General features: G+C 35.5%; 18 protein-coding genes. 7 read left to right on the top strand and 11 right to left on the bottom strand.

All coding sequences use genetic code 11. The features are described 5' to 3' along the window. Positions 1–66: 66 nt before the first annotated feature. Positions 67–444 carry a heavy-metal-associated domain-containing protein gene (locus ACQY44_RS10080; protein ID WP_428230231.1) on the bottom strand — a complete coding sequence of 126 codons (378 nt, stop codon included), beginning with the start codon at positions 442–444 and terminating at the stop codon, positions 67–69. Between the two features lie 103 nt (positions 445–547). On the opposite strand from ACQY44_RS10080, the gene ACQY44_RS10075 reads away from it, so the two are divergent. Both ACQY44_RS10075 and ACQY44_RS10070 read left to right on the top strand, forming a co-directional pair. Continuing rightward, positions 548–1,414, top strand: a complete 867-nt coding sequence (locus tag ACQY44_RS10075; protein ID WP_428230230.1) for a DMT family transporter — start codon at positions 548–550, stop codon at positions 1,412–1,414. 448 nt (positions 1,415–1,862) lie between these two features. After that, complete coding sequence (locus ACQY44_RS10070; RefSeq protein ID WP_428230229.1) at positions 1,863–2,096, top strand: hypothetical protein; 234 nt, start codon at positions 1,863–1,865, stop codon at positions 2,094–2,096. Positions 2,097–2,495: 399 nt separating this feature from the next. Here ACQY44_RS10070 and ACQY44_RS10065 read toward each other — a convergent pair whose 3' ends face one another. Both ACQY44_RS10065 and ACQY44_RS10060 read right to left on the bottom strand, forming a co-directional pair. Beyond that, entirely contained in the window at positions 2,496–4,544 is a 2,049-nt protein-coding gene (locus ACQY44_RS10065; protein ID WP_428230228.1) for a M16 family metallopeptidase, read from the bottom strand. Between the two features lie 12 nt (positions 4,545–4,556). Continuing rightward, entirely contained in the window at positions 4,557–5,879 is a 1,323-nt protein-coding gene (locus tag ACQY44_RS10060; RefSeq protein ID WP_428230227.1) for a M16 family metallopeptidase, read from the bottom strand. Between the two features lie 272 nt (positions 5,880–6,151). Between ACQY44_RS10060 and rplU the strand changes: the two genes are divergently transcribed. The 3 genes from rplU to ACQY44_RS10045 all read left to right on the top strand — a co-directional run bounded on the left by rplU (position 6,152) and on the right by ACQY44_RS10045 (position 8,316). Next, positions 6,152–6,592 carry a 50S ribosomal protein L21 gene (gene rplU / locus ACQY44_RS10055; protein WP_428230226.1) on the top strand — a complete coding sequence of 147 codons (441 nt, stop codon included), beginning with the start codon at positions 6,152–6,154 and terminating at the stop codon, positions 6,590–6,592. Positions 6,593–6,616: 24 nt separating this feature from the next. Continuing rightward, positions 6,617–6,877: a 50S ribosomal protein L27 gene (gene rpmA / locus ACQY44_RS10050; protein ID WP_017497241.1), complete on the top strand. Its 261-nt coding sequence runs from the start codon at positions 6,617–6,619 to the stop codon at positions 6,875–6,877. Between the two features lie 152 nt (positions 6,878–7,029). Then, a complete protein-coding gene (locus ACQY44_RS10045; RefSeq protein WP_428230225.1) occupies positions 7,030–8,316 on the top strand; it encodes a hypothetical protein in 1,287 nt (428 codons plus the stop codon). Positions 8,317–8,358: 42 nt separating this feature from the next. Here the strand turns inward: ACQY44_RS10045 and ACQY44_RS10040 are convergent, their stop codons facing one another. Both ACQY44_RS10040 and ACQY44_RS10035 read right to left on the bottom strand, forming a co-directional pair. Beyond that, positions 8,359–11,118 carry an AsmA-like C-terminal region-containing protein gene (locus ACQY44_RS10040; RefSeq protein WP_428230224.1) on the bottom strand — a complete coding sequence of 920 codons (2,760 nt, stop codon included), beginning with the start codon at positions 11,116–11,118 and terminating at the stop codon, positions 8,359–8,361. A 50-nt stretch (positions 11,119–11,168) separates the two neighbouring features. Further along, complete coding sequence (locus ACQY44_RS10035; protein ID WP_428230223.1) at positions 11,169–11,750, bottom strand: tRNA-(ms[2]io[6]A)-hydroxylase; 582 nt, start codon at positions 11,748–11,750, stop codon at positions 11,169–11,171. Between the two features lie 114 nt (positions 11,751–11,864). On the opposite strand from ACQY44_RS10035, the gene ACQY44_RS10030 reads away from it, so the two are divergent. Then, complete coding sequence (locus ACQY44_RS10030; protein ID WP_428230222.1) at positions 11,865–13,109, top strand: glycosyltransferase; 1,245 nt, start codon at positions 11,865–11,867, stop codon at positions 13,107–13,109. Between the two features lie 69 nt (positions 13,110–13,178). Here ACQY44_RS10030 and ACQY44_RS10025 read toward each other — a convergent pair whose 3' ends face one another. From ACQY44_RS10025 to porU, 6 genes are all read right to left on the bottom strand, one after another. Then, a complete protein-coding gene (locus ACQY44_RS10025) occupies positions 13,179–15,026 on the bottom strand; it encodes a leukotriene A4 hydrolase C-terminal domain-containing protein (RefSeq protein WP_428230221.1) in 1,848 nt (615 codons plus the stop codon). A gap of 114 nt (positions 15,027–15,140) precedes the next feature. Next, complete coding sequence (locus ACQY44_RS10020; RefSeq protein ID WP_428230220.1) at positions 15,141–16,799, bottom strand: 2-oxo acid dehydrogenase subunit E2; 1,659 nt, start codon at positions 16,797–16,799, stop codon at positions 15,141–15,143. A gap of 7 nt (positions 16,800–16,806) precedes the next feature. Further along, positions 16,807–17,805, bottom strand: a complete 999-nt coding sequence (gene pdhA / locus ACQY44_RS10015; protein WP_026983801.1) for a pyruvate dehydrogenase (acetyl-transferring) E1 component subunit alpha — start codon at positions 17,803–17,805, stop codon at positions 16,807–16,809. Between the two features lie 158 nt (positions 17,806–17,963). After that, entirely contained in the window at positions 17,964–18,446 is a 483-nt protein-coding gene (gene cdd, locus ACQY44_RS10010) for a cytidine deaminase (protein WP_428230219.1), read from the bottom strand. 77 nt (positions 18,447–18,523) lie between these two features. Then, positions 18,524–19,729: a type IX secretion system outer membrane channel protein PorV gene (gene porV / locus ACQY44_RS10005; RefSeq protein ID WP_428230218.1), complete on the bottom strand. Its 1,206-nt coding sequence runs from the start codon at positions 19,727–19,729 to the stop codon at positions 18,524–18,526. Positions 19,730–19,771: 42 nt separating this feature from the next. Further along, entirely contained in the window at positions 19,772–23,611 is a 3,840-nt protein-coding gene (gene porU, locus ACQY44_RS10000) for a type IX secretion system sortase PorU (RefSeq protein WP_428230217.1), read from the bottom strand. Positions 23,612–23,824: 213 nt separating this feature from the next. Here porU and gldJ point away from each other — a divergent pair, with 213 nt between their 5' ends. Then, a complete protein-coding gene (gldJ, locus tag ACQY44_RS09995) occupies positions 23,825–25,510 on the top strand; it encodes a gliding motility lipoprotein GldJ (protein ID WP_428231191.1) in 1,686 nt (561 codons plus the stop codon). Positions 25,511–25,616 lie beyond the last annotated feature (106 nt).

Here is a 25,616-nt window from a genome sequence, read left to right as displayed (position 1 = left end):
TTTAGTTTATAAACGCCCTTTTTTATGTCTTAAAATTAAATCCTAAATCCCGATTGTTGTTGTCATTTAAGATTTAAAATTCGAAACCTTATAAGTTTTTCCGTCTCCCGTTGCCTGAACAACTTTAGTTAAGTTTTCCGGGTTTTGTACTGTTTTGTCAAATACAACAGTGGCAGTTTTTTTATCGAAATCTACTGTAGCTTTTTCTACCCCGTCAAGATCAGATAATTCTTTTTCGATTGTTTTGGCGCATCCCATTGCACAAGTCATTCCTTCGATTTCGAAACTTGCCGTTTGTATATTTTCAGCAGCGATTGCTTTGTGTTCTTTTACAGCTGTGTTTACAGGTTTTATATTGGCAAGGTTTTTATCTTCTTCTTTTTTGCAGCTTACTAATACTAAACTTGCGATGGCGAAAGCGGCTACGATCTTTGTAAATTTCATTATATATGATTTTTAAATTGATAAGTTGTATTCCTTGCAAAATTAATAAAAAGGAAGAGGTCAGTTCATAAATTTATTACAAATTTGCATCAAAATGATATTTATGGATGCAAAGCAATTAAAGTGGGTTTATTTATTTGTGCTTTCGCTTATTTGGGGAAGTTCTTTTATTCTGATAAAAAGAGGTCTCGTTGGTTTGACGGCGATTCAGGTAGGCTCGTTCCGAATTATTTTTGCAGCATTGTTTTTGTTGATTTTTGGCTTTAATAGCCTAAAGAAAATTTCACGCCGCCAATGGAAATTTGTGGCCATTACTTCTGTTTTCGGAACCTTTACTCCGGCATTTCTTTTTGCCATTGCCGAAACTCAGGTCGATAGCTCGATCGTAGCTATTTTAAATTCGCTTACGCCTTTGAATACTTTAATTCTGGGAATAGTAATTTTTGGGATTCAATTTCAAAAACGACAGGTTATTGGGGTTTTTGTTGGTCTGGTAGGTTGCTTGCTTTTGGTATTAAGCGGAGCATCGGCTCATCCGGGGCAAGATTATTACTATGTCATTCTGGTTGTAATTGCTACAATCTGTTATGCAATCAACGTTAACTTAATCAAGAAATATTTATCCGATCTGAATTCCGTGAGTATTACAACCGGAAATTTTGCTGTTTTGCTTATACCTGCTTTGATTATTTTAAGCACAACTGATATTTCTCAAAGAATAAGTTTAGATATAACGCAACATTCCATTCTTTTTGTAATGATTCTGGGAGTTTTAGGAACCGGAATAGCGAATGTTTTGTTCTTTAAATTAATACAAATGTCATCGCCCGTTTTTGCAACATCGGTAACGTATTTAATTCCGATAGTAGCATTTTTCTGGGGATTATTAGATAACGAAATGCTGACGCCAATTCAGTTTTTTGGAGCGTTTATTATTTTGATAGGAGTTTATTTATCGGCGAAGAAATAAAAGATTTGAATTGAATATCTTTGTTATGAAGAAAGGTTCAAAGGTGAAGAGGTTCAAAGTTGCAAAGGTTTGAAAATTAGGATTAAAAATATTTCAGACAAAGTAACCACAATCATTGTATCCGCAATCTTGTCATTCCGAGGAACGAGGGATCTCCGCAAGTAGCTCGACAATTTAGGGAAAAAACTTTGCGTTAGTTTCTTGCGGAGATTCCTCGTTCCTCGGAATGACAAAAATGGGTGAACAGCCATGTAATTTATTTTACGAAAAACCTTACTTATTTAGGAAGTTTTGGCTACCTTTGTAGTCCTAAAATTTAAGATTATGAACTCGATAAAACTTTTGCCCGTGTGGTATGCTGGCGGTATTGGAAACAACCGTAACGCTCTCTTAAAAGCGTAGGACAGCTAAGCTATGCGGGTTTTATATTTTCCTAAAATTTAAGATTATGAGTACAAACACCCTTTCAAAAGAAACAGAATTGAGACTGGCAAATTTCTTCAACAATTCTATCGACGCTAAACTAATGGCAAAAACAATTCGGCATGTGAATTATATGCTTGCCTTAAGCTTAATGCGGGAATGTGAAACACTGGAAACCGAGAAAACAAATCTTGAAAATGGTTTCTATTGGTTGAATGAATTAGCAGAAATTTTGAATCCTTATCTGGATGTTGAGTAATTAAACAAGAAAGGCTGTCGATTACGACAGCCTTTCTTGCTTTCAACGCATGTCCCGCTGAATGTTATGATTAAGTCCCTCCGGAACATTTTTTCATTTTTCATTTTTTTACCGATATTAAACTCCTATCGGAGTAAAAATGATAATTTACGAAATAGTAGCTTGTATAGTTATATCTCGTAGAGATTACATATTGGTAGAAATATTATTAAACGCCCATGAATTTTATCCCGTAGGGATTACACCTGCGCGATCCAATTGTAATGGGTTTCTCCTGAAGTCTCGGGACGTTCAGTCTGGTAAATTACAATACATAAAAAAAAGGCTTTGTCAAAGTTTTAAACTTTGACAAAGCCTTTGAAAATCTTAGAACCTTAGCAGCTTAGTGCCTCAGTACCTTTAAAGAAAATCTTTCTCAGAAACCCCTTCGTTTATCTTAATCTCAGACATTTTAATATCCAATTCAAAACCAACATTCTGAACTAAGTTAAAAGGAACTTTTATGCCCTTTACTTCTTTATAATCGTTGAAGTTTGTTATTTGGGCTGATGATTTTCCGCCTTGTTCGCGAACTTTAGATTCGGCTACTTTTAGTCCGGATTTAACATCATAGAAATAAGTGGTTTTGTCATCTATTATGGCATAAGCATCACTACCATTTATAGATTCGATTCTGTCTACTTTTAAATCTGTTCTTTTTACGAGTTGTAATTCTTCAAAAGGAGCAGCGTTTGCTTTCATATCAGCCAGGTCAGCGCCTTCAAGGTTTTTGCGTTTTCCTTGTTGTTCGATATAAGCACCTTTTTCGTTGACTACTTGTTTCATTAGATTCATCGTTCCCATAGCAAGCGACACCATCATTTTTCCTTTAGAATCTAATTTAGAAGTAAAAGTTAAAGGGCCGGGAGCCTGCGGAACAGTTGTTGTTCCGGTCATTGCGAGAGTTTTTACAGTAGAAACTACTTTTTCTCCACCAATTGCTTTAAGATAATTTTCAAAAACTATTTTTGCCGTAATTCCGGCTGGAGCTTGTTTGTTTGTAGCTGGTTTTTCGACAGGATTTCCGTATTTATCGAAATAAAAAATCGGAATTTGAAGTTTTTCTAAACCTGAAATAACATCAGAACCTTTTCCGGCAATTACAATTCGCATATTGTCCAGTAGGAAATATTTGTTGGCCACACGGTAAATGTCGTCAGCGGTAACATTATTAATAGTTTGGATGTATTTTTCGTAAAAATCAGCCGGTAATTTTTCTGTTTCGATATTTAAGGCATATCGGGCAACTGTCTGAGGTTTTTCGACCTGCATTACAAATCTGCCAATGTATCCTGCTTTTACGTTTTTTAAGACATCTCCGGAAACTTTTTCTGTTCTGATTCTTTTGATTTCTTTTATAAATTGAGCTACTGCGCTATCTGTGACGGTATTTCGAACAGCAGATGAAGCCTTGAATTTAGTGATATATTTTCCGGCTCCAATGCTGGAACTTGCGCCGTAAGTCCAGGCATGTTGCTCTCGTAAATTCATATTCAGATAACTGTTGAAATCTCCTCCCAGAATTTGATTTGCAATTACTGCAGGAAAAAAATCAGGATCGCTCATTTTTAAGTCGACAGTGTTGACTAGTGAAATTTCAGATTGAACTGCATTTGGAACATCTACAAAATCAATTTGAAGTTTGGAAACATTTTCCGGATTTGGATAGGTGCTTTTTGGAACAGCTTGTTTTTTCCATCCTCCAAAAAGTTTCTCTACAGCCGCTTTTGTTTCTTTGAATTTAATGTCTCCAATAATTACCAGATAAGCATTTTCAGGAACAAAATAAGTGGCGTAGTTTTTCTGAACGTCTTCAAGTGTTACATTTTTAACTGTTTCTTCTGAAAGATATTCTCCTGACGGATGATTTTTTCCAAAAGCCAATACGTCAACAACTCGGCTTGCAATGGCGGGAACACTTTTTTCATCGGCTTTAAGCCCTTCAATTAATTTTGCTTTTTCTTTGTCAAATTCAGTTTGAGTAAAATTGGGTTGTAAGGCACCTTCGGCCAAAAGTTCTAAAACGCGTCCTGAATATTTAGAAAGCGAACTTGCATAAGCGCCTGATGACGAAAAATTAATGCTCGCTCCGTAAAAGTCAATTTCTTCATTAAAAGCTTCTTTGGTTGTTTTTTTAGTTCCGTTGCCAATTAAGCTGCTTGTTAGTTCATCAACACCTTTTTTGTTTCCTTCAGTAAAAGGAGCATTGTCTAAAGTTAAGTTAAAGCTTACTCGGGGTAATTTATGATTTTCAACCACCAGAACTTTCATGCCGTTTGCCAAAACAAAAGTTTGTGGTTTTTTGATGTTGACTACTGGTGAAGGACCTGGTTTGGGTTGTGGACGATCTTGTGCTTGCATAATTCCAGTGAGGAATAAAAGGATTAAAAATGTGTGTATTTTTTTCATGATTCGATAGACTTAGTTTTGAACTTTAGTTGAAGGAATGTAGTCTAAGATTAAACGCTGGTTAGGGTTTAAGTACTTTTTGGCCACTTCTCTAATTTCTTCTCTAGTAATAGAGTGGTAAATATCAATCTCTGTGTTGATCAAATTTACGTCTCCGTAAAGAAGGTAATAAGAAGCCAGATTTTCTGCAATTCCTTCTACGCTTGCATTAGCATTCACAAAATTGTTGTCGAATTTATTTTGTAGTTTTTGGTAGTCTTTTTCAGAAATCAGATCGGTTTGAATTTTTACTATCTCTTCATCCATTTCTTTTAAGATGTCGGCTGTGGTGTTTGGAGCCATTGGCAAACCGTATAAAATGTACATTCCGTAATCTTCCTGACTAAAACCTACTGCTCCAATCTGAAGTGCCATCTTTTTATCATCCACTATTTTCTTGTACAGTTTAGAGCTTTTTCCGTCACTTAAATAAGAAGAAATTAAATCCAAAACCCTTGCATCTCTTGTTTTCATCGAAGGCGTTCTGTAAGAAGCAACGATCATCGGAATCTGAATATTCGGATCTTCGTAAGTCGCTTTTATAGTCTGGTTGATTGGTTCTTCAACAAAAGTTTGCTTTTTAACCTCTTCTCCTCTAGGAATTGGAGCAAAATATTTCTGAATCCATTCTTTGGTTTTGGTTTTATCAAAATCACCGGCAACCACCAAAACGGCATTATTAGGAGTGTAGAATTTTTTATTGAAAGCCTGAAATTCTTCCAGTGTTGCAGCATCAAGATCTTTCATAGAACCGATAGTGGTCCAGCGATACGGATGATTTTTGAACATGTTCTTTTTAACCTCCGGAAGTATGTTTCCGTAAGGCTGATTGTCGTAACGCATTCTTTTTTCTTCTTTTACTACTTCATTTTGGGTTTCAACCCCAATTTTGTTGATTATCGGATGCATTAATCGCTCAGATTCCATCCATAAACCAAGTTCTAAACTATTTGATGGGAAAACTTCATAATAATAAGTCCTGTCATCAGAAGTATTGGCGTTGTTTACTCCGCCGTTTGCAGTGACGATTTTCATCCATTCGCCGCGTTTTATATTTTGAGTTCCTTCAAATAATAAATGCTCAAAGAAATGCGCAAAACCAGTTCGGTCAGGACGTTCGTCTTTTGATCCAACATGGTACATCACTGAGGTTATGACCACCGGAGCAGATGAGTCATTGTGCAAAATAACATGCATGCCGTTATCTAAATTGTATTCTTCAAAAGCTACCTTTTGAGCATGAGCCACTCCGCCGAGCATTAGTGCTGCGCTTAATATCATTATTGAATTTTTCATAAAGATTAATAATTTTTATTTACCTATATATGTAGGTAGCCAAGAGTTGATTATCGTTACATCAAAAATAACTTTTTTTAATTATCAATTTGGGATTAGGTTCTATTTTGGTGATACTTTAACAGTATTTTACGGCTAAATATGCTCTTTTGTAGGGTGAAATGCCTTGAAAACAGACTTTAATGCGAAATAAATATTTTTAGAATAAGAGATTGCACAGTAAATTATTAATTGTATATTTGCAACCTTAAAAATCAATAAATCAATTTGGTATGTATGCAATCGTAGAGATAGCAGGGCAACAATTCAAAGTAAGCAAAGACTTAAAGGTTTATGTTAACCGTTTGACTAATGAAGAAGGTTCAAAAGTTTCTTTTGACAAAGTTCTTTTATTAGACGACAATGGTAACGTAACTTTAGGCGCCCCAGCTATAGAAGGTGCTTCAGTAGAAGCTAAAGTGTTACAACACTTAAAAGGAGATAAAGTTATCGTTTTCAAAAAGAAAAGAAGAAAAGGATACAAAAAGAGAAATGGTCACAGACAATATCTTACTCAAATTGTAATTGAAGGTATTACTGCAGCTGGAGGAACTAAAAAAGCAGCAGCTAAAAAAGCAGTTGTAGCTGAAGAAGTATCTACTGAAGAAGTAGAAGCTCCTAAAGTAAAAAAAGCAGCAGCTCCAAAAGCAAAAAAAGAAGCTACTAAAGAATAATAACAATATTTAAACTCATACGTCATGGCTCACAAGAAAGGTGTCGGTAGTTCGAAGAATGGTAGAGAATCAGAATCAAAACGTTTAGGCGTTAAGATTTTTGGTGGTCAAGCTGCTATTGCTGGGAACATCATCGTTAGACAAAGAGGTTCAAAACATAATCCAGGTGAAAACGTTTACATTAGTAAAGATCACACACTACACGCAAGAGTAGCTGGAGTTGTTAAGTTCCAAAAGAAAAAAGATAACAAATCTTATGTATCTATCCTTCCATTCGAAGCATAATCATTAGACTACTTATTACAAAACCCGTTCAGAAATGAACGGGTTTTTTGTTTAAATCGATTTTATACCTTATTTTGATACAATACTATTTTATTGGTCTTTACATTACGTTTTATTATTCTATTTTTGATTTGACTAAATCAATCTGAATTTTGAAAAAAATAGTTTTCCTTTTATTTCTTTTCTGCACAAGTTTGTTTGCAAAAGAAATTCATTCTGTACAGCAAGTAGTATCATTAACGGATAATCAAAAAAAGATTTTATACGAATTTGCCGTTTTGCAAAAAAGCGGTTTTGATGCTAATGCCTATTGGCAGCAACATAAAAATCAGTTTGCTGTTATTAATGATACCCTAAGAAATCAACTGGCGAATGAAATTTATGCCAATTCTCATATTGTTTATATTCCTGTGAAGGATTCTGCGGTTCAATTGTGGATGCAGACACAATCTTTAACCAATTGGATGCTGTATCTGGCAGCATTTATTGCAATATGTTCGATCATAGGACTGTTGCGTAATTATTGGAATTCACTTATAGATATTCTGATAAAACAATTTGCTCCGTTATTCAGGCTTTTATTCTCAGCAATTTTGCTCACCTACGAATTATTGTTGATAGGTGTTCTGTGTATTGTTTTTGGATGCTTTATCGAAGAAATGACATTGCGTACTGTAGTAATTCATATAGGTCTGTTTCTGTTATGGAGTCAGTCGACGGCTATTTTTACGCGGCAATATCTAGTTAAGAAATATATTTTTAAGATAAAGGATGACTTCTGGGGAAATGATAAATGGGAAGCCGTAAAAACAATTTGTCTTCCTGCTGTCATTGTTACTCTGGCTCTTTTGTATCTTTTGTGTAAAATTCCTGGTGATGTGCTGTATAATTATGAGATTGTTGTTTCGGGTATGGCGGTTATTTGTGCTTTGCCTTTTTGGCGTATTTTAGAGAAGTATATTTCTCCAATTTTAATTCCTTATAAAGATACTTCGGTAGAAAGGAGTATTTATTCACTTGCTTCTTGTGTTGTTTTAGCTTTAATTATCGACGGTTTATTTATAGGACAGCATAACCCGCTTTTTTCTTATGTAATAATTGCCTTGACAAGTTTGCTTATTATTTCCTTTTTGCTGTTGTCGCTGAAAGAGAATTTCAAATACAATTATAAGAATTATTATTACCTGCAATTTATTACGGTTCTTTTTCTTTCATCTGTTTTGTTCTATAGTTTTTATATTCATTCAGGTGAGTTGATTTGGGCATCCTTAATAGGGGGGAGTATCTATATTATTATCAAATATTGGGAGATTCCGACCTTTTTTATAAGCTGGAAAAGAAGTAAAATGTCTGCCTGGGGATTTTTGGGAATGGCGGTATTATTATGGTTGCTGGCGAAAGGTATTTTGTATGTTTCGGCAATAGCATATGTGGTTTAGAAAATAAAAAACCTGCTCGTTATGAACAGGTCTAATTTTTATTTACTCCGTATCTTTTGTTTCCTCGAGATCTTCTGTTTTTCTTCCTAATTTTACTTTCGGACTATTCTGTGTTCCGGTAACGGTCATCGGAATTCCGAAGATACCAAAAGGAGGAAGTCCTAAGCGCATTTTTAGGTTCAGCTTTCCGTCCAGACTTGTTGTGCCTTCGATTCTTGGTCTAAAGCCTGCAAACTTAAACTTAAAGCGTTCTACTGTCATGATATTGTTCTTGATGGTAGTTTTAATATCGACTTTAGAAAGATCAGGATTTTTGATCGATTCTGTATTTGTTGCTTTGCTGACGGCACTAAACATTTTTAACCCCCGCACTTTTACATCTTTTACAGAAAGTGTTCCGCCACCTGTAAGCGATGGATAGACCGGATCCATGTTTCCGTTTAAGCGGCCTTTTAATTGGTAATCTACAGAAACAATTCCTTGTGCTTTTTCAGCGGCACTGGCCATCTTTCTGAAAACTTCGATTTCATTGTACGCTTTTTTGATGTCAAAATCGGATCCTTTAATACTGAAATCAAAATTTGCTTTTTGCGGTGTTACAGCCTGATAATTGGCGTTCATGGCAACATTGCATCCAATTAAATTAAAACCCGTATTCTGCATGCTTAATTTGCCTTTGTTCATGCTTAAATTTCCAACAGCATTTTGAAGGTTTAATTTATCAAAATTCACTTTTTGTGCATTGGCAACAAATTGCAAATTCAAATTGGTTGGAATTATAATAACTCCAGTTTGTTTTGTTTCTGTTGGAGCTGGGGCAGGAGTTTCAGTTTTAGTTTGTGTTACAGGCGCATTTGCAGGTGTGCTAGACATGAACTCATCAACATTAATGTATCGTGATGTAACTTTAAAAGAACCTCTTAAAATTCCATTTTTTGTAGTTACATAATTAAAAACATTTTGCAGATAGCCATTCATTTTAAAATCAGATTCACCATAAGCGGCCAAAAAGTTATTGAATGACATTTTATCCTGATTAATTTTAAAAACCCCTTCTTTGATGATGAATTTTTTTGGCAGATATTCTGATGCAATGCCAATGTTTCTCAATTCAAGCGTTCCTTTGTTGTATAGTTTGCTGTAATTTCCTTTTTCGGCATCGCTTTGTTTGCCTTTCAAAACTAAATCGGCTTTTACGAAACCGTCTAAGTCAAGTCCTTTTTGAGAGAAAACTTTATAGATTTTATTGACATCAAGTTCTCCTTTTGCTTTAATATCATACGCTAAATCATTGAAGTTGCTTAAATCAGCTTGTACAAAAACAGGTTTTCCTTCAAAAGTAAACTGAGTTGGTTTTAGGTTCACTTTTAAGTCAGCAAAAGTTCCTTTTTGATTTTCAATTTTAGATTTTATCGTAATATTTGTGATTGGGTTTGGATAATATGGTGTTTTTAAATACCCATTTTCCAAATCGATAATTCCTTTTGTAACAGGAAAAAGTTTGTTTTTTAGATCAAATTTTCCTTTTGCTTTTACATCACCTGCCAAACTTCCTTTTAAAACAATATTCGGAATTCCGAGCGCTTTCATTAATTTTTCAAGATCAATTTTAGCTTTAAAATCAGCATCAATATTTGGAGTATTTATTCCTTCAACATAAAATTTAGACTTTAAATAATCCTTGTTAATGTTTAAGGATAAATTTTTAGCATCAACAATAGCAAGATCCGGATTTAAAGACGGAACCTTTGTTTTAATATCTAAATTTAAATTAGAAACCGGAAATGTGCTTTTGTTATAATTTACAAAACCGCTGTCTATTTTTATATCGAGATTTAAGTCCGGAGCTATTTTTTGAGAAGCAATATAATCTCCTTTTAAAGTTAAAAGCAGATTTGTGTTTCCTTTTAGTTCTGTCTTAGAAAGCCAGGTAATGTACTTTGGAGGAAAAGCAGTAAAAACATCATACAGATTACTATTGTCGGATTTAATGACAAAATCCATATTATAGCCGTCTTTCAAAAAATCAAATTTACCTTTAAAATCCACCAAAAGCTGATTGATTTTAAGATTGTTCTGTTGAAAAAAGAACGACAACGAGTTTACATTTACTTTTGTAATTAAGTCGGCGTCAATTTTTTTATTCATTAAATACGGTTCACCTTCGTAAGCAATATTTAATTTCTCGATTTTAGCTTTTGAATACAAATCGAAAACGGCCTTGTTTAAATCTCCTTTTCCTAAATAATTAAATCCAAAAGCGTCGAAATGAACTTTAGTCGATAAATCGTCGTAGATAATTTTACTGTTTAAAATCTCAATTCGCTCAAGTTTTAAAGCTGTTTCTGTACTGTCTTTGGGTTTAGTAGCTTGCGAAGATGATTTGTAAACATTATAATTTGCTTCTCCTTTTGCATTTACTTTTACATTAATAAAGGAATCTGATAAATAAATCTGGTCAATTTTTACTTCTTTACTAAAAATCAGACTTGCTACATCTATTCCAAAAGAGACTTCTTTTGCTGTAATGAATTTTTCGCTTTGGTAAGGAGATGATCCGTTAAGGCTTAAATCGCTTAATGTTAAGGTTAGGGAAGGGAAATGTTGAAAAAAAGAAACCGAAACATCAGAATAATTCAACTCTGCAGTTAGTTTTTCGTTTGCTGTTTTTTTAATCTGTTCTTTGATTTTATCGGCAAAAACAATAGGCGTCAAAAACAATAATCCTATAATAACGACAAAAGTTATTCCAAGATATTTTGCTGTTTTTAATAAAATGGACTTTGTTTTATTTTTAGACATAAAAAATTGTGTATTTATAGGTAATGGTGAATCGAATTATGAGGGATAAATTATCCATGAACGGTTTCGCTTTTTCCGTAATTGGTAATAATTGAACCTTCGTATTCAATCCATTCTTTCCAGCGTTTATCAATATCTATATTGTCTGTATATTTTCGTGCAAATCCTAAAAATGTTGTATAATGCCCGGCTTCAGAAATCATTAGATCACGGTAGAATTTGGCTAATTCTTCGTCTTTTATATTTTCTGAAAGTACTTTAAAACGCTCACAGCTTCTGGCTTCAATCATGGCTGAGAATAATAAACGATCACAAAGCGCATCTTTTCGGCTGCCGTCTTTTTTCATGAATTTAAAAAGCTCATTTACATAATGATCTTTTCTTTCGCGCCCCAAAGTCAGGCCTCTTTTTTTGATAATATCGTGAACCATCTGCAAATGTTCCAGTTCTTCTCTCGCAATCACAAGCATTTCGGTTACTAATTCTTCTAATTCAGAATTGTAAGTTATTAAGCTAATGGCATTTGAAGCTGCTTTTTGTTCGCACCAGGCATGATCCGTCAAGATTTCTTCGATATTTGACTCAACAATATTTACCCAGCGAGGGTCTGTGGCTAATTTTAATCCTAACATAATTTTATTGAAAAAAAGTATCCTGCAAAATTAGTCTTTTTTCTAACTGAAAACTGGGAAACATCGTGTAAATACGCTCAAAAAAGCATTATTTTGTAGCTTGAAACAATTAAAATGAATCAGATAAAAAAACTGTTGATTATTGGGTTTGTTTGGCCTGAACCAGATTCGTCTGCGGCGGGTGGAAGAATGATGCAATTGATTTCTGTTTTTAAACAAAATGGATTTGAGGTTACATTTGCCAGTCCGGCATTGGATAGTGATTTTATGGTTGACTTGCCTGAATTTGGAGTGAAGAAAGTGTCGATCGAACTGAATAATGCCAGTTTTGATGATTTTATAATAAAACTGAATCCTGATGTTGTTTTGTTTGATCGCTTTATGATCGAAGAGCAATTTGGGTGGAGGGTTGCTGAGAATTGTCCAAAAGCAATTCGACTACTGGACACAGAAGATTTACATTGTTTAAGAACAGCAAGACAAAAAGCATTCAAAGAAAACAGAACTTTCGAGTTGACTGATCTGTTATCTGAAGAAGTGGCAAAGCGTGAAATTGCCAGTATTTTAAGGTGTGATTTGTCGTTTATGATTTCAGAATTCGAAATGAAAATTTTAAAGGATGTTTTTAAAATCGATTTGAGTCTATTGCATTATTTGCCTTTTCTGGTGGATCAAATGTCTGAAGAAGATCTTTTGGAATTGCCATTATTTGAAAATCGAAAGAATTTTGTTTTCATTGGAAATTTTCTTCATGAACCCAACTGGAATACTGTTCAGTATTTAAAAGAAACAATTTGGCCATTAATTAAAAAACAATTACCTGAAGCTGTTTTAGAAGTTTATGGGGCATATCCTTCGCAAAAAGTATTGCAACTGCACCAGCCTAAAAATGGTTTTTTTATTATGGGCAGGGCTGCTGACGCTAATGAAGTGGTTAAAAACTCAAGAGTTGTCCTGGCGCCCATTCGTTTTGGAGCCGGATTAAAAGGAAAATTACTTGAAGCGATGCAATGCGGAACACCTAGTGTCACCACTACCATTGGTGCCGAGGCAATGCATGCTAATTTACCATGGAATGGTTTTATTAACGATGATATTCAGGAATTCGCAAAACAGGCTATTTCGTTGTATCAGGATGAAAATATATGGAGGCAATCTCAAAAAAACGGAATTGAAATTGTAAATGTATGTTTTCAAAAAAGTAAATATTGTATTGAATTAATCGAAGCAATTAATTTATTATTGAATGATTCTGAAACTCATCGTTTGCATAATTTTATGGGAAGTCTATTGCAGCATCATACCTTAAAAAGCACCAAATACATGGCAAAATGGATTGAAGCCAAAAATAAAAAGTAAGCATAAAAAAAATCCCCGATTACGAATGTAATGGGGGATCTGAATTAAACTGTAAACTTTGACTGCTTATTATTTTAAAAGCCCTTCAACTGCCTGAATTGTTGTTGCGTGATAACCGGATTTTGCTTTGTCAAAGATTTTCTTAGCCCAAACTTTTCCTTCCGGTGTTTTTGCCATTTCTTTATAAAGCATCATAACTGATCCTGTTCTGCTGGTTGAAATTAAAAATTGTTCGATTGCAGGATATGCCGCTGTATATTTATAACGAAGTGATGGAATAAACCATTGACGTTTTATGATAAAATTACCGCCTTTTGTAAAGTTAAATTCAGTATCTATTGCTTCCATTTCTTTTGGTGTAATATCCGTTGGAAGATGATCTATAAAATATTGTTTTTCTGTAGTGGTTGTGATTTTTTTACTTAATCCTTTTACACCGGTTTCTCTCCAGCTTTTTTGGATTTTATCAATTGCATCAAAATCTGCTGAAGTTACAGGAGTTATGTTAGACGGGATTCCCGGTTTGTAAATCCAGTCTTCCAGTTTTATTTTATCTGCAAGTGTTTTGTCTCCTTTAATAAGATTTTCGTTGATGTATTTTACAAAATCTTCTGTTGTGATAGATTTGAAAGCATGAGCATCGAAATAATTTTTAATAAAAACATCAAATTTTTCACGTCCAACAGCGTTTTCAATTACTCTTAAAAAGGCATAACCTTTTACGTAAGGGATCAGACTTATTCCGTCGTCAGGATTTCTTCCGGTCAATGATACTTTTAAACGTGTATCAGGATTTGTATCTCCATATTCAGCTACGTTATCAAGTAATTCTTTACGGGTGATCACATTCTGCATTTCAAATTCTTTTTCGCCAAAGATTTCCTCGCCAATTCTATGTTCTACATAAGTGGTAAAACCTTCATTTAGCCAGATATCATCCCATGTTGCATTGGTAACTAAGTTTCCGCTCCAGCTGTGTCCTAATTCATGCGCTAGTAAACTTGTTAATGAACGATCTCCGGCAATTACTCCGGGAGTCAGGAAAGTTAAATTTGGATTTTCCATTCCGCCATATGGGAAACTCGGAGGCAAAACCAATACATCATAACGTCCCCAGCGATAAGGGCCATAAAGTTTTTCGGCAGCAACAACCATTTTGCCAAGTTCAGCAAATTCCCAGGCTGATTTTTTGATTAAAGAAGGTTCAGCATAAACGCCTGTTCTGTTGTCTATAGATTGAAATTCCAGATCTCCAACGGCAATTGCCATTAAATAAGAAGGAATCTCTTTGTCTTGTTTGAAGGTATAAATTCCAGTATCGTTTTTCTTCTGTGGATTTACAGCACTCATCACAGCTAATAAATCTTTAGGAACGGTAACTTTTGCGTTATAAGTAAAACGAATTCCCGGTGAATCCTGACAAGGAATCCAGGTGCGTGACCATATGCTTTCGCCTTGTGAGAAAAGAAAAGGTTTCTTTTTGTCTGCTGTTTGCGCAGGAGTTAACCATTGTAAAGCAACAGCATCTTTTGTGGTGTTGTAATAAATATTAACCTTTGTTGTATTAGGTTCGATGGTAATATGAAGTGGTTTTCCGTGAAATTCGACTTCTTTTCCTAATTCAAATTTGGTTTCTTTTTCTTCATCGCCTAAAGTAACTTTTGTGATGTTAAGGGTATTTTCGTCGAAGATAATTTCATTTCCTTTGCTGATATTGTCGATTTTCCATGATGCTTTTCCGGAAATAGTCTGTGTATCAAAATCAACTTTAATGTCGAGATCCAAATGTTTTACTATAGCAAGTTCCGGTTTAGAGAAGGTGTGCTCATCTGTAACAACTGCTGGTTTTTCGGTTTGATCTTTTTTCTGGCAGGCAATTACCGTCAGGAATAAAGTGGCAAGGATTAGTTTTTTCATTTTATGAGGTTTGAATTTGAGGATGAAAATTAAACAAAAAATCCCGTTTTGAATAAACAAAACGGGATTTTATTATGAATTACCTTCGAATTCTCCTTCAGGCTGACAAAAAGATTATGCCAACATGGTAACCGGGCTTTCGATGTATTGTTTTAATGTTTGTAAGAATTGAGCGCCAGTTGCACCGTCAATTGTTCTGTGGTCACACGCTAATGATAACATCATGGTGTTTCCTACTACAATCTGACCATTTTTTACTACTGGTTTCTCAACAATTGCGCCTACAGAAAGGATAGCAGAATTTGGTTGGTTGATAATCGAATTGAATTCAGTAATACCAAACATTCCAAGGTTAGAAACTGTAAAAGTACTTCCTTCCATTTCTTGTGGTCCCAGTTTTTTGTTTTTGGCTCTTCCGGCAAGATCTCTTACTGAGGTACCAATTTGAGATAAACTCATAGCATCTGTAAATTTCAATACAGGCACTACTAATCCGTCTTCAACTGCTACGGCAACACCAATATTTACGTGGTGGTTGATGATGATAGCATCTTCTTTCCACTGAGAGTTGATTTTTGGATGTTTTTTCAAGGCTAAAGCACAAGCTTTGATTACCATATCGTTGAATGATACTTTTGTATCCGGAACAGTATTGATTGTTGTTCTCGCAGCCATAGCGTCATCCATGCTTACTTCGATCACTAAGTTGTAGTGAGGTGCAGTAAATAATGATTCAGCCAGACGTTTTGCGATAATTTTACGCATTTGAGAGTTTTTGATCTCTTCGGTGAAAACTTCTCCGGCAGGAACAAATACTTTTGGTACAGCAGGAGCAGCAGTTTCAGCTTTTGGTGCAGCAGCAGTTGTTGTTGCAGCAGCTGGTTGTGCTTTTGCAGATGGAGTAAAGTTTTCGATATCGCTTTTTACGATACGTCCGTTTTCTCCTGAACCTTTAACCTGAGTTAATTGGATTCCTTTATCAGAAGCAATTTTCTTAGCTAATGGTGAAGCTAAAATTCTTCCTCCGTTTGAAGTTTCAGCAACAGCTTCAGTTGTTTTTTCAGCAGCAGGAGCAGTTTTTGCTTCTTCAGTAGCAGGAGCACTTGCAGTTGTAGTTCCTCCGGCAGTATAATTGTCGGCAATTCCGGAAATATCAGTTCCCGCAGGTCCAATGATAGCTAATAAGCTGTCAACAGGTGCTGTGTTTCCTTCCTGAATTCCGATATATAATAAAGTTCCTTCATTGAAAGACTCAAACTCCATAGTCGCTTTGTCTGTTTCAATTTCAGCTAAAATATCGCCTTCAGCAACAGCATCACCTACTTTTTTCAACCAGGTTGCTACTGTTCCTTCTGTCATAGTATCACTCAAACGTGGCATAGTTACAACGATAACACCTTTAGGTAATTCAGTTGCAGTTTTTGCAGCAGGAGCAGGGGTTTCTGTTTTTGCTTCAGCAGCAGGAGCAGCTTCTGCTTTTGGAGCTTCTGCGGCAGGAGCATCACCACCGGCTAAAAGAGCAGAAATATCTTCTCCTTCTTTACCAATGATGGCTAATAATGAATCAACAGGGGCAGTTTGCCCTTCTTGAATTCCGATATGTAAAAGAGTTCCTTCGTTAAAAGACTCGAATTCCATTGTTGCTTTGTCTGTTTCAATTTCAGCAAGGATGTCACCTTCGCTAATTTTGTCGCCTACTTTTTTTAACCAAGTCGCTACCGTTCCTTCCGTCATAGTATCGCTCAAACGAGGCATTGTTACTTTTATCGCCATAATATTGTTATAGTTTATGAGGTGTAAATGGATAGTCTTCCTGTGCGTATACTACATCGTATAATTGTTGCAATTCAGGATATGGAGATTCTTCAGCGAATTTCACACATTCTTCAACCAGATCTTTAACTCTTTGGTCAATTGCTTCAATTTCTTCTTCTGTAGCATACTTTTGATCCATAATTACATCTAAAACCTGAGTAATAGGGTCAATTTTTTTGTACTCTTCAACCTCTTCTTTAGAGCGGTAAAGTTGTGCATCAGACATAGAGTGTCCTCTGTAACGGTACGTTTTCATTTCAAGGAAAGTTGGTCCGTCACCACGACGTGCTCTGTCAATAGCTTCTGTCATTGCCTCGGCAACTTTTACAGGATTCATTCCGTCAACAGGTCCGCAAGGCATTTCATATCCTAAACCAAGTTTCCAGATATCAGTGTGGTTTGCTGTTCTTTCAACAGAAGTTCCCATCGCATAACCGTTGTTTTCAACGATAAATACAACTGGTAATTTCCATAGCATAGCCATGTTGAAAGCTTCGTGTAATGAACCTTGTCTGGCAGCACCATCACCAAAGTAGGTCATGGTTACACCACCTGTTTCAAAATATTTATCAGCAAAAGCTAAACCAGCTCCTACCGGAATTTGTCCACCTACGATTCCGTGTCCTCCGTAAAAACGGTGTTCTTTAGAGAAAATGTGCATAGAACCTCCCATACCTTTAGAAGTTCCGGTTGCTTTTCCTAAAAGTTCAGCCATTACGCGTCTAGGATCAACTCCCATACCAATTGGTTGAACGTGGTTTCTGTAAGCAGTAATCATTTTATCTTTAGTCAGGTCCATAGCGTGCAAGGCACCTGCCAGTACAGCTTCCTGACCATTATATAGGTGTAAAAAACCTCTAACTTTTTGTTGAATGTATAATGCTGCAAGTTTGTCTTCAAACTTTCTCCAAAGTAGCATGTCTTCGTACCACTTTAAATATACTTCTTTTGTAACTTCTTTCATCTGAATTCTTTCTTTTGCTAAAGTTTGTTTGTGTTATCAATTGTTGCCTATAACGCAAAATAGTTTCCTCCCACAAATTTGCGCCCGAAAGGTCGGGATGCAAAAATAAGACATTCCTATTAAGAAGTAAAATTTAAACGTCACTTTTTGGCTTTTTTTTACAAGAACTTTTTATCAAACATAAAAGGAAGCAGATTTTTTAGGGATGCTGATTTGTAAACTTCGCCAATTTCGCCCATAAAATAGATTTCTATAGGGGTGTCTTGTCTGATTTCATATTCTGCAATAGACTGGCGGCATGAGCCACAAGGCGGAATTGGTGCTGTAGTTTGATTGGTGTCTGAAGCTGCGGTAATAGCTATTTTTAGAATTTTGGCTTCCGGATAAATACTTCCTGCATGAAAAATGGCAACTCTTTCTGCACATAAACCTGATGGATAAGCGGCATTTTCCTGATTTGACCCTAAAACTATTTTTCCGTTGTCTAATAGTAATGCTGCTCCAACTCTAAATTGGGAATAAGGTGCGTAAGCTTTTTTTCGAACTTCGACAGCCTTATTCATTAAATCCTGAATGTCTTTTGATAGCTCTTCTAAAGTGTCGTAAATTATAAATGATGATGTAATGCTAATTTCTTTCATTTGTTTTTAAGGGAAAAAAAATCCAAATTCCTGAAAAACCAGGAATTTGGATTGTTATTGTTTTTTATTTTATTCGTTTAATAAACTTCGTATTTGTCGCCAAAGTTAAAGGTTAAAGAAAAGCGAAGTGTATTTTCTAGAGGATTTTTGATTTTTGATGTTGAAAATAAATATGAAACATCGACTTTTACGACATTATATTTAAATCCGGCCCCTAAAGAGAAAAATTGTCTGGCTCCTTTTTGCGGGCTTTCATGAAAATATCCTGCTCGTAATGCAAATGCATCCTGATACATGTATTCTGCAGCTGCGCTATAAGTGATTTCTTTTAATTCTTCGCTAAAACCGCCTGGTGCGTCTCCAAAAGATTTAAAAATTCCGGAAACCCAACCAATGTCGTTGTAGTTTTTATAGTTTGTAGCATTAGCCTGCTCCTGAGAAATATCTCCCGGATCATTATAGTCGCCATCGCCATTTGCATCTACGGCAGTTCCCGGTCCCGGAGGAGTTGGTACTAAAAGTTTGGTAAATTCAACACTAAGGGCAACTTTGTTATAATCATCAAGAATAAAATCAAAACCGCCACCTAATCTAAGGTTGGCCGGTAAAAAGTTGGAGCTTAAATCGTCGTTGTCATAACTTATTTTCGGACCCAAATTTTGCATGTTGAAACCTGCTCTCCATCTTCCGTTAAAGTCAGAATAAGCAATTTCTTCTGATTGATAGAATCCGGCAACATCGACTGCAAAGGAGCTGGCTGCTGAAGCATCAACATCTTCTGAAGCGATTTTTAGATTCGAACGAATATATCTTCCGGCAACTGCCATCGAGAATTTTTCGCTTAATTTCAAAGAATACGATCCGTCTAAGGCAAACTCGTTTGGCGATACAATTCTTGCAGCCTCATTTGGATCTCCTGTGGTTCTTAACTCTATATCTCCAAAGCCAAAATAGCGAAAACTTCCTGCAAAGGCACTTTTTTCATTGATTTTGTTGTAATACGTTACTTGTCCAAGTGAGATGTCATTGGCAAGGTCTGTTAGGTAAGGAGTGTAGCTAATGGAGAAACCTTGCTTGTCTACTGAAAAAGCATACTTTGCGGGATTCCATTGTTGGGAGAAAGCATCAGCTGACGTGGCGACCCCCTGATCAGCTAAACCTGCTGCCCGGGCATCTGCCGCAACTAATAAAAAAGGGACTCCTGTCGTGATAGGACGATTTTCCTGAGCCTGTACTTTAAAAAGAATAAAAGAACAAATTAAGAGTAGTGATATTTTTTTCATTTAGGGAACTTATAGGTATTTATGTTACAAATATATATATAATTATAATATGACAAGCTTTTCGTACTTTTCTGCTTTCTTATTTGTTAAATTAGATTTAACTGTAAGTTTATAGACATAAACTCCTTTTCCTATTCTGTCACCAAAATCATCTTTTCCGTCCCAGGTTATTTCTCTGGATAAAAATCCTTCTGTTGTAATAATCTGGTTTTTTGTCCAGACTACTTTTCCGGTAATAGTCATTACCTGAACCTGAACATCCAAAGGCTCGTAAGGTCTATTGTGTGAAAACCAAAATTGCGTATAAGTCGAAAATGGATTAGGGTAATTAAGAACGTGAGTTAGTGTCAGTGATTCATCTCCTACGACTATAAATTGTATTTCGCTCGTTACAGGATTGTTGTAAACATCCCATGCTGTAAAAGTTATAGTGTGCATTCCTGCAGCTAAATTTCTTAACGGGAAGCGCAAATTTCCGTTCGTATAATCGTCTAATTTTGTTTGATAATAATCATTCAAAACATAAGGATTACTGACGTCTCCATCCAGAATTGCCACAATATCGTGTCCGATTCCACTTGCTGTATTGATCCCATTTTCATCTTCAAGAAACGCTAGTAAAAATGGTGATTCGTTTGTAATTCCACCCGACACAAAAGTTTCATCGTTCATATATAACTTAACTTTTGGACTTATATTGTCCTGAGGTGCATTTTCATTTATTCCGCCAATTTTAATAGTCGTATTATAGCCGGATTGGTTCTCTAAAAGCTGATTTTTTTTCGAATAAAAACTAATTCGGCCATAATCAAGGGGAACGCGGATATCCCGTGGTACAACAAAGCTAAACTCAAACTGGCCATTGGTTACAGACGCATTTCCTCTAAAAATAGTTTCCCCAAGAATCCTGAATGACATTGCAGGGCTATATCCATCATTATTTAGGGTAGTAGTGGTGATTAATTTGTCGAAAATTGCGGTTGCCAGTTCTCCGTTATAATTGCTTAAAAGTGTATTGTTTTCGTCGGTAATTTCGCCTGTGATTTTAATTTTTGATAGTGATTTAAAATCCGGAATTGCCTGAGAAATCACAATATCATTTACTTTCGTTAAATTAATTCGTGGTTTGGGAATGGCTAACATTAAAGCGGGATCTCCAATATAAAAAATAACGTTGCTGGCAGAGCTTGGATTTTCATTTTTAGAAATTCGAAGCGCTTCCGCAATAGTAGTGTATTGATTGGATCCGTATGAAAGGAGATTTTTACTTAAGCTGTCATTAAAATCTTCAGCATTATATTGTCCGATAGCACGAACAGTGGTCAGCATAGAAATGGCACCACCTTTTGGATTCCAGAAAGTATATTCTCCGGCTGTTGGTCTTGTTGGATCATCAAATCTTGAAAATTCACAAGTAATAGTAATGAATAAAGGGTATTTGTATTGATTGCTTAAATTTTGGCCATCGGATTTTTCCCAGATTCGTTCGCTTGCTAATCCGTCTTCACCTCCGTGACCTAAATAGTTGAATACTAAAGCTCCTTTTTCGAAAGCATCAAACAAATCAGTTCTTGCTTTAGGGTATCTCGACCCACCTGCAGAAGCTTCCTGTGTATAGGCATCTAACAGGATCTTGTCGATATTAAAAAAAGGTTTTTGAGTGGCTATTGCATCGGCAAGATTGTTTTGGTGAGATTGTATTGTCGCATCTGAGGCCTGATCAGAATCGTCACTGACCATAACAATATTATTTCTCCAGTTTCCGTATGATTTGGTGTCATAGTATTCCAGGACTTTGTTTACCATTTCGCCTGCTTGTGCATTGTCTGATACTAACATTCTGCCAACAGCAATATCAATCCCGCCAAAAGGAGATACTACAATTCCTTCGTTGGTATCCATTAATCCATAAAAATCGTCAGATGCAAATGAAGCTTCTCCGGTAGTATTGCTGATTACGGATTGATATATAGGTACAATATTATTATTGTTTGCAATTCGGTCTTTGTAATCAAAGGAAGCGTCTCCAAATAAATTCAGGTATTTTATTTTTTTTTCTGGCGAGGAGGCATTGTTGTAGATATATCTGATGCAATTTCTAATGGCTGAAATGTCTTGTTTTCCTGAAGAGAATTCCTGATAGATGTTTTCTAAGGCAATTACTTTTACGTTCAGATTAGAGTATGTTCTATGAAAACTGGCTAGTTTTTCAGCTTGAGAAACTAAGACTTTAGGTGTTACAATTATATAGTCTATGTCTTGAAAGCTGTTTTGTGTATTCTTAAAAAGTGTTCCTTTTAAGTTTTGATTGGCGATTTTTGATTGACTTTCTTTTAAAGGTGTAAAATAATCTGTGGGGTCAATTGCGATATATTTTCTAATTTCTCCCAATTGGGCTTTAAAGCTAAAAGTTGCCTGATTGCTGTTTTCTGTTTTTGATACATTATATAAGTCTGTGATATCCCAAATCTGGGAGATCCCTGTGGCGCTTCCAATTGTGTAATTTACAATTCCTCCCGTAGATCCGGCCAGATTGTATTGAAATTTAAATTGTTTTCCTGTTCCTAATAACTTTCTTTTAGCAGTTAAATTGATGTAATCGAGATATCCTTTTGATCCCGGAACCCCATTGTTGTTGTAGGTAAGTTTTATTTTTACATTTTCGGCTCCGGTAAATGAGCTGTTAGAAGGGAGTTTATTAGTGTAGAATTTTTGGTCAGACCCCACGGTTAATGTCTGGAAATTAATGTTTCCAATATTTTGTCCGTTGCCGGAGATTGTAAAAGAAGTAGGAGTATAGGCAGCGGAGGCTGCGTTTAATTCGATCTTTACAGGTGTTGAAGCGTCAATATTAGGGAAGTTAAACTCAAATTCCTGTTCCTGATTGATGTCAAAAGATTCTCCAAACCATTGTCGTCCTAAATGGGCAATGTTGATTTTGTCGATTTCGTGAAATTGATAGTCGTCAAAAGTGTTGAGTTCTAAGGTGCTGTTTCCGGTTGGTTGACTTAAAGAGGAGATACGTTTTCCGTCACTGCCAACAACTGTAATGTAGTAGTAGGATTTTGTAGCGTACAAGTTAAGGTTAGTCTGACTTTCGGTACTCCAGTTTTCAACTCCTTCGCCATAAAAAAGAATATAATCTTCGTTATTGAAGATTCCGTCGCTTTCCCCGATAATTTGAATGGCATTTTCGGTTAAGTCCTCAGGGTAATAGGTGCTGTTGGCTAATGGTAGCATTTTTCCTCCGTTTCCATAAATCTTAATTCGTCTCGGATCGACTTTTGACGGATCAAACCCTAAACTTTGTAAAAAGGATTTAGAGATTTTATAAACCCCTGATTTCTCGATATAAAACCGATACCAATCTCCGGAGGCCAGAACAGAATTGGAAACAGAAGCAGATTTTTGAAAAGTGGATGAATTGCTGCTTTTGGATGTGTTGTTATTATTTATAGCGTAAGAAAATGACCTGATTCGTTTATAGCTATTTCCTTCTTTTATTATAGGTGATAATGATAGAAAAACTTGTCTTTTATCTCTTGAGGTAGTTGTTTGTAGCGTTTCATTTGGCTTTTCGGGGATGTTTTCAAGTGATAAGTCTCCCAGTTCAGCGATCGATATGGATTCGTATATTACGTTTGTAATTTGTACAGAATTGCTGTTCGCGTAGCCTGATTCGTTTAGATTAAGCAGTAAGCTTAAGTTTTTTTTAGTAGTATCATATCTAAAACTGCCTCCTGAAAAGTACGGAATTTTTATTTTTAAGTCGCCAAAACTCATTTCTTTTTTATTTTGCCAATCAAGTGTCAGAGCGCCATTTATCTGGGAAAACGAGATGAATGGGAGTAAAAAAAGATAGAAGATTAAGGCTTGTTTCATTGTTGCGCCAGACGGTTTTAAATTAAAAATATTTTAGTAGGTAAAAATATAGTATTTCATGTTATAGTAAATAATAAAAAGTATATTTTTGCGTTCGTAACTATAGGTTATTTTCTGGTAAAAAACAGCTAAATAAAATTATTAGACCGGATGTTGCTAATTAAATGTTAATTATTATATTGCAGCACCTAAATTTATCACCTAAGAATGAGTATGAAAGTAAACAAAATTGTAGTCTTGCAATTAATGATGTCAATGGTATTGATGTTGGGCACGGCTAGTTGTAGCAAAAAATCGAGTTCCAGTCATGCATCCAGAGCAACTGGTTGGGATGTAGATAGTCAGAATGGTACTGCTGCTAGAAATGCAGGAAAAAAACAGCAGGCAGGCCCTGGTTTAGTTTTTGTTGAGGGAGGTACATTTACGATGGGTAAAGTACAGGATGATGTTATGCACGATTGGAATAACACGCCAACTCAACAGCACGTTCAGTCATTCTATATGGATGAAACCGAGGTTACCAATGGTATGTACTTAGAATATTTGGAATGGTTAAAGAAAGTTTTTCCTCCAACAGAAGAAAATTACAAAAATATTTACGAAGGAGCATCTCCGGATACTTTAGTATGGAGAAATCGTTTAGGATATAACGAAACGATGACCAATAACTATTTAAGACACCCATCTTATGCAAACTACCCTGTAGTTGGTGTTAACTGGATTCAGGCTGTTGAATTTAGTAAATGGAGAACTGACCGTGTAAACGAAGCAGTTTTAGAGAAAAACAAATATATCAAAAGAGGTGCTAAAACTCAAGATGTTAGTGCTGAAAGTTTATTTAATACTGAAGCGTACCTGGCATCTCCATCTACAACTTATGGTGGTAATGAAGAGATTGTTTTAAAGGTAAATCCAAACGGAAGAAAGCCAAAAGCAGGAAAAGACGGTGTAGTTCCGGAAGAAAAGAATGTTTATGCACAACGTTCTTCAGGGATTATCTTACCAGAATACAGACTTCCTACTGAAGCAGAATGGGAATATGCCGCTGCTGCTGATGTTGGACAAAGAGAATACAACATCATAAAAGGACAAAAGAAATATCCTTGGTCCGGAGATTATACTCGTTCAGGGAAACGTAAAAACAAAGGAGACCAATTGGCTAACTTTAAACAAGGAAACGGTGATTACGGTGGAATTGCAGGTTGGTCTGATGATGGTGCAGATATTACTAATGCTGTAAAAAGCTATTCTCCTAATGATTTTGGATTATACGATATGGCTGGAAACGTAGCCGAATGGGTTGCCGATGTTTACAGACCTATTATTGATAATGAAGCTAATGATTTTAACTACTTTAGAGGAAATCAATATGCTAAAAACAAAATTGGAAAAGATGGTAAAATTGAAATTATCACTAAAGATAATATTCAATACAAAACTTTAAGCAACGGTAAAAAAGTTGCGACAAATTTACCGGGAGAAATTGCTCAGGTTCCAGTGGATGAAAATGAAACTTACCTGAGACAAAATTTTAGTACAAGTGACAATATCAACTATAGAGATGGTGATAAACAGTCATCTAAATATTTTGATTTTGGAGATTCTGAGGCTAGTGCTAAAACAGATCAGGCCATGTACAACTCTCCTAAACATAATGTAACAACAGACAGTTTAGGTCAGATGGTTAGAAAATATGATAACACTAGTAAACGTACTACACTTATCGATGATAATGTAAGAGTTTATAAAGGTGGATCGTGGAGAGACAGAGCTTACTGGTTAGATCCGGCTCAAAGAAGATATTTCCCTCAGGATATGGCAACTGATTACATCGGGTTTAGATGTGCGATGTCAAGAGTAGGTGCTAAAACTGAAAAAAGAAGATCACCTAGAAACTAAATTCTAAAAGACTTAATAAAAAAATCCAAATTCCATACTGAAAATATTCAGCTTTTGGAATTTGGATTTTTTTTATGGGTTGTTTTTATATAATATCTAAATATTT

This window comes from Flavobacterium sp., assembly GCF_965277525.1.
Classification (GTDB): Bacteria; Bacteroidota; Bacteroidia; order Flavobacteriales; family Flavobacteriaceae; genus Flavobacterium.
Note: the sequence above shows the minus strand (reverse complement) of the source record. Positions and strands in the feature narration are given on the sequence as shown.